At 51.3% G+C, this 10,261-nt stretch carries 14 protein-coding genes, 1 tRNA gene and 1 other RNA gene; 9 read left to right on the plus strand and 7 right to left on the minus strand.

Features of this window, described 5'->3' with window-relative positions; all coding sequences use genetic code 11:
• Positions 1–49 precede the first annotated feature (49 nt).
• A non-coding RNA gene (locus ACQG03_RS08360) (RtT sRNA) lies at positions 50–186 on the minus strand.
• A 45-nt stretch (positions 187–231) separates the two neighbouring features.
• Positions 232–319: transfer RNA gene (locus tag ACQG03_RS08365), tRNA-Ser, on the minus strand.
• Between the two features lie 229 nt (positions 320–548).
• Here ACQG03_RS08365 and ghrA point away from each other — a divergent pair.
• From ghrA to ACQG03_RS08385, 4 genes are all read left to right on the plus strand, one after another.
• A complete protein-coding gene (gene ghrA, locus ACQG03_RS08370; protein ID WP_063150436.1) occupies positions 549–1,487 on the plus strand; it encodes a glyoxylate/hydroxypyruvate reductase GhrA in 939 nt (312 codons plus the stop codon).
• Between the two features lie 84 nt (positions 1,488–1,571).
• The gene (locus ACQG03_RS08375) at positions 1,572–2,309 is read left to right on the plus strand and encodes a phosphatase (protein ID WP_045622599.1); all 738 of its coding nucleotides are present in this window, start codon (positions 1,572–1,574) and stop codon (positions 2,307–2,309) included.
• 19 nt (positions 2,310–2,328) lie between these two features.
• Positions 2,329–2,883, plus strand: a complete 555-nt coding sequence (locus ACQG03_RS08380; RefSeq protein WP_022647698.1) for a TorD/DmsD family molecular chaperone — start codon at positions 2,329–2,331, stop codon at positions 2,881–2,883.
• Positions 2,884–2,979: 96 nt separating this feature from the next.
• Positions 2,980–3,462, plus strand: a complete 483-nt coding sequence (locus ACQG03_RS08385) for a DUF1097 domain-containing protein (RefSeq protein WP_074143551.1) — start codon at positions 2,980–2,982, stop codon at positions 3,460–3,462.
• Between the two features lie 43 nt (positions 3,463–3,505).
• On the opposite strand, the gene csgG is transcribed toward ACQG03_RS08385, so the two are convergent.
• From csgG to csgD, 4 genes are read right to left on the minus strand one after another with little or no spacing between them, the layout of a single operon-like run.
• A complete protein-coding gene (gene csgG / locus ACQG03_RS08390; RefSeq protein WP_023299773.1) occupies positions 3,506–4,339 on the minus strand; it encodes a curli production assembly/transport protein CsgG in 834 nt (277 codons plus the stop codon).
• 26 nt (positions 4,340–4,365) lie between these two features.
• A complete protein-coding gene (csgF, locus tag ACQG03_RS08395) occupies positions 4,366–4,782 on the minus strand; it encodes a curli production assembly/transport protein CsgF (RefSeq protein ID WP_003858054.1) in 417 nt (138 codons plus the stop codon).
• Positions 4,783–4,808: 26 nt separating this feature from the next.
• Complete coding sequence (gene csgE, locus ACQG03_RS08400) at positions 4,809–5,198, minus strand: curli production assembly/transport protein CsgE (RefSeq protein ID WP_003858052.1); 390 nt, start codon at positions 5,196–5,198, stop codon at positions 4,809–4,811.
• 4 nt (positions 5,199–5,202) lie between these two features.
• Positions 5,203–5,853, minus strand: coding sequence for a biofilm master transcriptional regulator CsgD (gene csgD / locus ACQG03_RS08405; RefSeq protein ID WP_006809293.1), 651 nt, complete (start codon positions 5,851–5,853; stop codon positions 5,203–5,205).
• Between the two features lie 743 nt (positions 5,854–6,596).
• Here csgD and csgB point away from each other — a divergent pair.
• The 5 genes from csgB to ymdB all read left to right on the plus strand — a co-directional run bounded on the left by csgB (position 6,597) and on the right by ymdB (position 9,026).
• Positions 6,597–7,052: a curli minor subunit CsgB gene (csgB, locus tag ACQG03_RS08410; RefSeq protein ID WP_023299774.1), complete on the plus strand. Its 456-nt coding sequence runs from the start codon at positions 6,597–6,599 to the stop codon at positions 7,050–7,052.
• A 39-nt stretch (positions 7,053–7,091) separates the two neighbouring features.
• Positions 7,092–7,547: a curli major subunit CsgA gene (gene csgA, locus ACQG03_RS08415; protein ID WP_003858043.1), complete on the plus strand. Its 456-nt coding sequence runs from the start codon at positions 7,092–7,094 to the stop codon at positions 7,545–7,547.
• A 55-nt stretch (positions 7,548–7,602) separates the two neighbouring features.
• Positions 7,603–7,935, plus strand: a complete 333-nt coding sequence (gene csgC, locus ACQG03_RS08420) for a curli assembly chaperone CsgC (protein ID WP_023299776.1) — start codon at positions 7,603–7,605, stop codon at positions 7,933–7,935.
• A gap of 153 nt (positions 7,936–8,088) precedes the next feature.
• Positions 8,089–8,409, plus strand: a complete 321-nt coding sequence (locus ACQG03_RS08425) for a type 1 fimbrial protein (protein ID WP_063163648.1) — start codon at positions 8,089–8,091, stop codon at positions 8,407–8,409.
• An 80-nt stretch (positions 8,410–8,489) separates the two neighbouring features.
• Positions 8,490–9,026, plus strand: a complete 537-nt coding sequence (gene ymdB, locus ACQG03_RS08430; protein ID WP_063163647.1) for an O-acetyl-ADP-ribose deacetylase — start codon at positions 8,490–8,492, stop codon at positions 9,024–9,026.
• Between the two features lie 41 nt (positions 9,027–9,067).
• Here the strand turns inward: ymdB and mdoC are convergent, their stop codons facing one another.
• Positions 9,068–10,207: a glucans biosynthesis protein MdoC gene (mdoC, locus tag ACQG03_RS08435; protein ID WP_022647705.1), complete on the minus strand. Its 1,140-nt coding sequence runs from the start codon at positions 10,205–10,207 to the stop codon at positions 9,068–9,070.
• Between the last annotated feature and the right edge of the window lie 54 nt (positions 10,208–10,261).

Here is a 10,261-nt window from a genome sequence, read left to right on the forward strand (position 1 = left end):
CAACTGAATGCGAGCACCTAACTATCCCCTCTCCCCTCCGGGGAGAGGGTTAGGGTGAGGGGGGGATTGACTCGCTTCGCTCGCCCTGCGGGCAGCCTGTTCGCTACGCTCACAGTCTGTCCAACTGGCTGCGCCAGTTGTCGAACCCCGGTCGGGGGTTCTCATCCCCCCGCAGTCGTGCAACATGCGAAAAAAAAAGCCCGCATTTTCATGCGAGCTCTTCTTCAAATATGGCGGTGAGGGGGGGATTCGAACCCCCGATACGTTGCCGTATACACACTTTCCAGGCGTGCTCCTTCAGCCACTCGGACACCTCACCATATTGTCATCCCGTTGTTGTCGGGACGGGCGCTAATGTAAGGAAAAGCCGTACTGCCGTCAACCCACTTTTTCAGTAATTTAGCGTGTTTAGACAAACTTCAGGCAACCTGATTTCGAAATGTGCGAAAAGCGCCTCTTTTATCAGCAACGCGGTTTAGCGATAAATTTGTTATGCTGACAAGCCAGTTGAAAATGAAAATAAAACAGCGCACTAAAAGGCAATGACTATGGATATTATCTTCTATCACCCCACTTTTGATACGGCTTACTGGATTAAGGCGCTCACGGCGGCACTGCCTGGCGCACGCGTTCGCGAATGGAAACAGGGCGATAATGAACATGCCGACTACGCGCTGGTCTGGCATCCCCCGGTCGAAATGCTACAGGGACGCCGTTTGAAGGCGGTGTTTGCTCTTGGTGCGGGGGTGGATTCCATTCTCAGTAAGCTGAAGGCTCACCCTGAAATGCTGCCGGAAGATATTCCCCTGTTTCGTCTGGAAGATACCGGTATGGGGGAGCAGATGCAGGAATACGCCGTAAGCCAGGTGCTGCACTGGTTCCGCCGCTTCGACGATTATCAGGCGTTTAAACAGCAATCCCACTGGGAACCGCTCCCGGATTATCAGCGTGAAGATTTCACCATCGGCATCCTCGGGGCGGGTGTGCTGGGTTCGAAAGTCGCCGAAGCGCTCGCTCCGTGGGGCTTCCCACTGCGCTGCTGGAGCCGGAGCCGTAAGGATTATCCGGGCGTCGAGAGCTTTGCCGGATTGGACGAACTCCCGGCGTTCCTGAAAGGGACACGCGTTCTCATTAACCTGCTGCCGAATACGGCGGAAACGGTCGGCATTATCAATGGCACGCTCCTCAACCAGTTGGCAGAAGATAGCTACTTAATGAACCTGGCGCGCGGGGTACACGTTGTGGAAGACGATCTGCTGAAAGCGCTGGATAGCGGTAAACTGAAAGGCGCAATGCTGGATGTGTATAGCCGCGAACCGCTGCCGACAGACAGCCCGCTCTGGGCACATCCGCGCGTGGCGATGACGCCCCATATTGCGGCCGTGACGCGCCCGGCGGAGGCCGTGGCGTATATCTCGCATACCATCAGCGAAATAGAGAAGGGCAACGCGGTGACCGGACAGGTCGACAGACAGCGAGGCTACTGAGAGAAACCCGGCGTTCGCCGGGTTTTTGCTAATATTCGCCGCTGATAACTGCTATCCTTTGGAAAAACCGCAGAGGAGAGAAAGATGTATCCCGTTGACCTGCATATGCACACCGTCGCCAGTACCCACGCTTACAGTAACCTCCATGATTATATCGCTCAGGCGAAGCTGAAAGGCATCAAACTGTTTGCGATAACCGATCACGGTCCGGATATGGCGGATGCGCCGCACTACTGGCATTTTGTGAATATGCGTATTTGGCCACGTCTGGTTGACGGTATCGGGATACTGCGCGGCATCGAAGCGAACATCAAAAATACCGACGGGGAAATTGACTGCACCGGCCCGATGCTGACCTCGTTAGATCTGATCCTCGCCGGCTTCCACGAGCCGGTCTTTGCGCCCCAGGATAAAGAGACCAACACTGCGGCGATGATTGCCACCATTGCCAGCGGCAATGTGCACATTATCAGCCACCCGGGAAATCCGAAATACCCGATCGATATTCAGGCCGTGGCACTGGCCGCAGCGAAGCACCGCGTGGCGCTGGAGATCAACAACTCCTCGTTCGTGCATTCGCGTAAGGGCAGTGAGGCCAACTGTCGCGACGTTGCGGCGGCCGTGCGTGACGCGGGCGGAATGGTGGCGCTGGGCTCTGATTCACACACGGCCTTCACGCTGGGTGATTTCAGCGAGTGCCTGAAAATATTGCGGGACGTGAATTTCCCGGAAGAACAGATCCTGAACGTCACGCCGCGTCGTATGCTCGACTTCCTTGAGTCGCGCGGCATGGCGCCGATTGACGAATTTGCCGATCTTTAATTAATAACGGAATAAAAACATGAATGAGTTTTCCATCCTTTGCCGCGTGCTGGGCACCTTATATTACCGCCAGCCGCAGGATCCGCTGCTGGTTCCGCTGTTTACCCTGATTCGTGAAGGTAAACTGGCGCAGAGCTGGCCGCTGGAACAGGATGAGTTGCTGGAACGCTTGCAAAAAAGTTGCGATATGCAGCAGATTTCAACGGATTACAACGCGCTGTTCGTGGGGGAAGAGTGTCGCGTGTCGCCGTATCGTTCTGCCTGGCAGGAAGGTGCGACCGAAGCGGAAGTTCGGGCGTTTCTTTCAGAACGCGGCATGCCGCTGACGGATATGCCTGCCGATCATATCGGTACCCTGTTGCTGGCGGCCTCATGGATTGAAGATAAAGCAGGTGATGATGAGAATGAGGCGATTGAAACCCTGTTCGAAACGTATCTGCTGCCGTGGGTCGGAACCTTCCTGGGTAAAGTTGAAGCCCACGCCACCTCCCCGTTCTGGAGAACGCTGGCTCCGCTGACGCGTGACGCTATCGCTGCCATGTGGGATGAGCTGGAAGAAGAGAGTGAAGAGTGATTTAAATCACAAAAATCCTGCAACGATACATTTCAACTTGCACGTAACGTGCTTCTGATCTCATTTCTAGGGTGCGCATCTGCTAAGATGCGCACCATGAACATATTACTTTGTATTGCAATCACGACTGGCATCCTCTCCGGCCTCTGGGGTTGGGTGGCGGTATCTCTCGGTTTGTTGAGCTGGGCCGGTTTTCTTGGCTGCACGGCCTATTTCGCCTGTCCGCAGGGTGGTTTTAAAGGGCTCTTTATTTCAGGCAGCACGTTACTGAGTGGCGTGGTCTGGGCGCTGATCATTATGAAGGGCAGCGCGCTGGCGCCGCATGTGGAAATCCTGGGGTACGTCATGACCGGTATTGTGGCTTTCCTGATGTGCGTTCAGGCAAAACATCTGCTGTTGTCCTTTGTGCCCGGCACGTTCATGGGTGCCTGCGCGACCTTTGCAGGCCAGGGGGACTGGAAGCTGGTGGTCCCTTCGCTCATGCTGGGATTACTGTTTGGCTACGCTATGAAGAACAGCGGTCTCTGGCTTGCAGCCCGACGCGTGAAGAGCCAGAACGTTCCTGTGGTAGGTAAATAAAAAAAAGGCGAGACGAAAATCTCGCCTTTTTATACGCCGCCAATCATGACTCCGGCGGAACCGACATCTCACGGTATTTCACCAGCACCGCATTACTCACGTCACTTTTATTCTGAAGATCCCACAAGCCGCGATCGATACCGTCATTAATCAGGAAAATCACCCCGGTTTCGATGGCCGACATCAGACACAGCATGACCGGCTCGTTAGAGGTATAGCCAATTTCAGCCTCCAGCAAACGCTGGTAGTCGATAAAGCGGAATACCCCCGCCTGCACTTCATATGAGAGAATCGTTTTGCTGGTGGTCACGGAGGATAAAATTTCACCCGTGCTCACGTTAACCACGCGCAGGTTGACGGCAATCTGATCCAGCTGATACTGCGTGTCGGCCCCGATACCAAAGTAACGGGCACCCGCGCCGCCCGATTTCACGTTACTTTCGTAGCCGATAATCGAGCCTTCCACCATGATATTGGCTGCGGTGAGAGACTGTAGCGGCATGCGGTTATTGACGCCAACGGTACCATTCTCCTGTGCAGCACGAATGATCTTTCGTTCGTTAAGCAAGTTTTGCAGCCCCTGGCGTTCCAGCGGGATAAACCAGCGCGAATCTTTCAGGGCGGTAACCAGCATCGCGGTGGCGCTCTGCGGTACGGCCGTGGAGAAGTTACTGGCCGGATACGGTTTGAACTGGCCCGTCTCATCCTGAATGTTATAGACCGAGACGAATATCTTCCCGGTAGGGCCCGGCAGATGCGTCAGGTCCCGATAGCTCTGGGCACGGGGCATTAGGGTGGGTTTAGCGGCTTCTTTTGGCGGGGCAGTTAAACAACCGCTTAATAAGCACACTGCAACTAAAATAAAAAAGCGCTGCATAATAATTGTCCTTATTTCGGGGTTGTTTAGAAATCAGTTGAACTGGTCTGCAAACCGGAAACCTGGATTGTCGACGTCTTACCGGTTTTTCGGTCCGTCACATTTAACTGAAGCTGCCCGTCTTTATTGGCAATATCGACGATAAAGTCATTAGTGACCATCCGGCCGGGTTTTCCGGTATTAATGTTGGTTAATAAGCCACCTAATATTTGCGACTGGATGGCCTGAGTAAAATTATCCAGAGCTGACGGGGTCTCGATACCGAAATCATCGTCATAGCTGGGGTCTTTATAGGAGTTTTGAGCCTGCGCCTGGTTAAGCATAAAGGCTCCGTTATTCGGGTTGCCGCCAAAATTAGGGTTGCGGAACTGGAATGTCATATTTCCGGCCCAACTCAACGGCGCAATGAGCATTAACGAAATCACTGTGTGTGCGAGACGCATTACAGCCTCCGAGATAGGTGTCGTTGCTAGAACTCATCTTTTGCTAAATCGCCTGTGCTCAAAAGGGCTTTATCTAACTGTAGGCGGTTAATAGCTTCTTCTGTTTGTGCCAGTGCGAAAGCGACGTTCTGATCGAAGTCTCTTTTCGTTGGGAATAAAAAAGTCTGGTAAATAACGTCCTGATTAGCGGTTATTGTGATCCAGCTTCCCCACCGCGCACTGGGCCGTTCGTTGATGGTTAAATTACCCGGATAATCGCTTTCCCACTTATCGCTGAAGGCACGATAAAAATCGTGTCCGACAGAGGTGACGGTGTGGTCGGTCAACAGTCCAGGAACTTCCACCTCAACAGCCTGAAGGTTTCCGGCAGCAAGCATAATGCCTGCGGCGGCAATCCAACTTAGGGTGCGTTTCATGCTATTAACGCCTGAGGTTATCGTTTGCCCACGACACCGCCTGCGTGCGATTTTTAACAGCTATCTTTTTGAAAAGATTATAAAGATGCGTCTTAACCGTATTTTCGCTGATAAATAACGAACGGGCGATTTCAATATTTGAAGCACCAATACGCAGTTTGTTCAGGATCTCTTTCTCACGGTGCGTCAGAAGGGCCGATTCCGAACTGTTATAGCGATAATTTCCGGAGTGGGTAATGAGGTAGCTGGCCAGTTTTTGCGAGAAATAACACTCCCCCCGCAATATGCCCTGCAAACCCTCCACGACACGGTTTTCTTCTTCTGTAACGTAAAACACGCCGTTAATATGCGGCCAGCTCTCAATTTCGCGGAAAGGATACTCATCAGGCGTATTCAATAACAACACGCGGATATTATTGTTTTTCCTGCTTAAATTATCTTGCCAGTAATGGATCAGTTTTTTATCCGCTTCCATCATATCGAGAAGAATGATGCTGCCAGGAGCGATATCATCAAAAGAACGTTGAATGTTATGAAGTTTCCCGTTAAGTGACAGGCATTGTTTTAAATGCTGCAATAACGCTGTCGCTTGTAAGGAAGGTTTTGTGATCAACAATAATGTATGACCGGGTAAGCTATGGACTTCATTAAACATGATGAAACCCCACGTTATTTATGACACCCGGCAGCTGCCCTCGTATTATTGAAAAGGGCACCAGAAGTACTGCAGGTGTGGCACTGCTGTGTGTAGTTAAAAAACCTTCCTCCAAAGGAGGCGGTAAAATTAAAAACAAATAACGTACTGCTGTTTTCAATCTAACTATTGCAAACTTTAAAGCAAGTGTTAATCCTGTAACAAAATGTAAAATTCAATATTTATTTGTGTATTTTGCGGGGTTAATAGATTTTAAGATAAGGGGAAAGTTGTACAGGTGTATAAACGTGCACAGATTTTAAAATCCATACGGTATATTATAATGAATTGTATTATCTGGTTTTTTATTATCGTAAGCCAGCCGGTAAAAAGTATGAACTCTGCTAAAAACATAAGACTTCCCTAAGCCGGAATTTTTTCTTAAGAAAACTTGCTTCGTGTCACGCGCGTGGCAAAGGGCATTGTCGTTTTTGTCTGAAGCAGCCGGTACAGGTTGGACAGCCTGTCTCGCTGTTGTACAAGCGCAGGAAGACATTTTTGGTTTCTGCTTTAGGCGAGTATCCCGTCGTTTCAGGCGAGATTTACGACTTTGAGGTGAAGGGGAATATAAAAATAAGGCGCACGGGTGAGATATTAAACATGTTTCGGCAGACATACTCTTTTCCGTAACGCGGCGTTAACAAAACGAATCGCGTTAACGGAGTAAGGAATACCTTTTTTATAGCCAGGTCCAGGGTGACAGCATGAAAAACAAAACGTTGTTTATGATGTTTACATTACTGGGTGCGCCTGGGTTTGTAATCGCAGGTGATTCAGATTTAGCCAGTTCTGAATATAATTTTGCGATTAATGAATTAAGTAAAGCTTCATACAATCAGGCAGCCATTATTGGTCAACAGGGTTCAGGAAATAATGCTGATGTACGCCAGGGCGGTTCTAAATTGCTGTCCGTTATTTCCCAGGAGGGCGGGAATAACCGCGCGAATGTTGATCAGTCAGGGACGTATAACCTTGCTTATATCGATCAGACCGGCAACGGCAACGATGCGAGTATTAAGCAGGGCGCTTTTGGCAACACCGCCATGATTATCCAGAAAGGCTCGGGTAACAGGGCGAATATAACGCAGTATGGTACGCAGAAAACAGCAGTTGTAGTACAGAGACAGTCGCAGATGGCTATTCGCGTTATTCAACGCTAGCGATGTGTGACGCCTTAATCAATCCGATGGGGGTTTACCATGAAACTTTTCAAAGTGGCAGTTATTGCAGCAATCGTAGTTTCTGGCAGTGCTTTCGCAGGTGCGGTACCACAATTTGGCGGCGGCCACGGTGGTGGCTGGGGTGGCGGCAATAACGGCCCTGACTCAACCCTGAGCATTTACCAGTACGGCGGCGGTAACTCCGCGCTTGCTTTGCAGACGGACGCCCGAGATTCTGAATTGACCATTACCCAGCATGGTGGCGGTAACGGCGCAGACGTTGGCCAGGGCTCTGATGACAGTTCTATCGATCTGCTGCAAAAAGGCTTTGGTAACAGCGCCACCATCGACCAGTGGAATAGCAAAGATTCTGTTATCAACGTGAAACAGTTCGGCGGCGGCAACGGCGCGGCGGTAGACCAGACAGCGTCCGGCTCAACGGTGACTGTGCACCAGGTTGGCTTCGGCAACAACGCGACCGCACACCAGTACTGATTCATTTCTGTACCAAAAACAGGGCATGCGCCCTGTTTTTTTTCGGGAGGATCTCATGAGCACCTTCATTCTCCTTGCCGCGCTTGCCAGCCAGATAACGTTCAGCACCTCACAGCAGGCAAATGTGACAACCATTATTCCTCAGGTCACGCTGGCAGACGCCTGCGAATGTCAGGTTGAGGTGTTATCTGTCCGACAGGGGCAGGGGGGACAAAGTACATCGCGGCAGAAAAATACTCTTTTTATACCCGCTAATCAGCCGATTGATTTAACGCGAATCAGTTTAAATATTCGCTCAGGGGATGCGGTAAAAATAATCGTCACCGTTTCCGATGGAAAATCGCTTCATTTATCACAGCAGTGGAACGCACCGGCAAGTACGCTTTAATCATTCATAAAATCAATGATTTAATAAAGTGGCGGCGCTGCACAGGTAAGCTATGCTGATATCAAGAACCCAGCAAACGGGTTGCTTAAATTGATACGTCATAACGGAGCGTTTTTACCCCTCAAGGACGAATTTCATTGAGGAGTACAAATAATGTTCAAATCCGCAGCGTGTATTATTTCTGGTCTGGGACTGATCCTGTCCTCTTTTTTTTCTCCGGCTTATTCAGCAACTATAGAGAATGGTGGGGTGATTCATTTTCGTGGCGCGGTGGTCGCTGACCCGTGCGAAGTCAAGCCCCGGCATCAGCAGTTTGCAATTTCCTGCCCGGAAAATAACCGTATGAAAACGCATACCATCAGTTATGACGAGGCGCTCCGGGGCCATCATCCTCACTCAGCGCTGGCCGCTGTCACCATGAAATACCTGAATGAAAAGAAAACGCTTGCGGTCGTTCAGGTGGATTACCGTTAACCGCCGTTTTTTTCGCGACAGTTTTTCTCCTTCTCCCTCTGCGATACACTGATGAAAAAGGCGGGTTGCAGAGGGTGTTTATGAGACCGCAAATCGACGTTATTCATGGCGATATCACGACGGTGCACGTTGACGTGATCGTCAACGCAGCCAATTCCTCCCTGATGGGTGGGGGCGGGGTAGACGGTGCCATTCACCGGGCCGCGGGCCCTCAGCTCCTTGAAGCATGCAAAACCGTGCGCCAGCAGCAGGGAGAGTGCCCGCCGGGGCATGCTGTTATTACGCTTGCGGGCGATCTCCCGGCCAAAGCGGTGATCCATACCGTCGGACCCGTCTGGCACGGTGGCGACCGCCATGAGGCTGAGATTCTGGAGCAGGCTTATCGTAACTGCCTGCGGCTTGCGGCAGATAACGGCTATAAGACCATGGCATTCCCCGCCATTAGCACCGGGGTGTACGGTTATCCAAAGGAAGCGGCAGCTACGATCGCCGTGAATACCGTTTATCACTTCCTTTCACTCAAACCCATGCCGGAAAAAGTCATTTTTGTCTGTTTCGATGAGCACACCGCCGACTTGTATCAACGGATTTTGACCGCGCGCAGCCAGGCATTTTGATGTCTGAAAAGCAAAAACGGCGCTCTGGAGGCGCCGTTTTGTTATCCCGCTTTAACCTGAGGTTTGCCTGAGAACAGGAAACGCAAAAGCGGGATCCGCAGGTGGATTTCATACAACACGATGGCAATGCCAACCACAAAGACCAGACCGGTGAAGAAGCCCAGCGCATTCGATTTGATATGCGGCGTAATGTACGCCCCGAAAAACAGCGTCAGCGGATGGTGGACCAGGTAGATAAACAGTGAAGCATTAACGAAATAGGTGACGCGACTTGATTTAAAATTCAGCAGACGATGGCCAAGGGCGAACACCACGTTAACCATCCACAGGCCCATCAGCATCGTTATCACGCTCTCTGTCTCATACATCCACGCGTCCCCGCTGCCAAAGCGCTGATTGAGAAGATAGGCGGCAAAGGCCAGCGCAGCACCCACCGCACACCAGGGGGAGGGGGTGGTAAACAGCGCTTTAAGCCGGGGATGAATAAATGCCAGCGCCCCAATCAGGAAGAAGGGAATGTAGAACAGGGTCTGCATCACCACGAAATTAAACAGCCCATCGCTCAGAATGGGAGGGTAGACAATGAGCAGCGTACGCCTGACGGCGGCATACGCGACCCCCAGCGCAAGAAACAGCAGCGACAGCTTGCCCAGGGTGATGTTGGCGAAGAAGGTCGAGGTTGCGGCGCTCGCGCGCTGGCGCAGTTGACTGAAGATCAGCAAACTCACCGTGGTTAGCACCACCAGTACCAGCAGGAACCAGAGGTGGGAAATCAGCTCCCAGACCAGGGTGTTGTATTTCTCATAGAACGAGAGATTAGGCCAGTTTTCCGCCTTGCCTTTAACATGCTGCAACATGATGAACTGCGGCAGCGTCAGCAGCGGAATGGCCGTCAACATTGGTATGCCCACGCGCTCCACGCGAACTTTCCACCACCGCTTGAGGGGATAGCGCAAGAAGAGCATGTAAGAGAAATAGCCTGAAATGACGAAAAACACCTGCATGCGGAAGGCATGGATAAAATCATTGAACAGCGTCAGCCACCAGGAGGGCATCTGGCTGTTCACATGCCAGGTGTGGCTGGAATAGATCAGTGAAATATGAAAAGGGATCCCCAATAGCATGAGCCATGCGCGGATCGAGTCGAGGAAATATTCACGTTGTACAGGGGTTGTGCTCATATAACTTTGCGCATTCTCAGACTTTTCGCCTTATCCCTAAGGCTCATAATGGTT

This window comes from Enterobacter cloacae complex sp. 342H5, assembly GCF_050030905.1.
GTDB lineage: Bacteria > Pseudomonadota > Gammaproteobacteria > Enterobacterales > Enterobacteriaceae > Enterobacter > Enterobacter intestinihominis.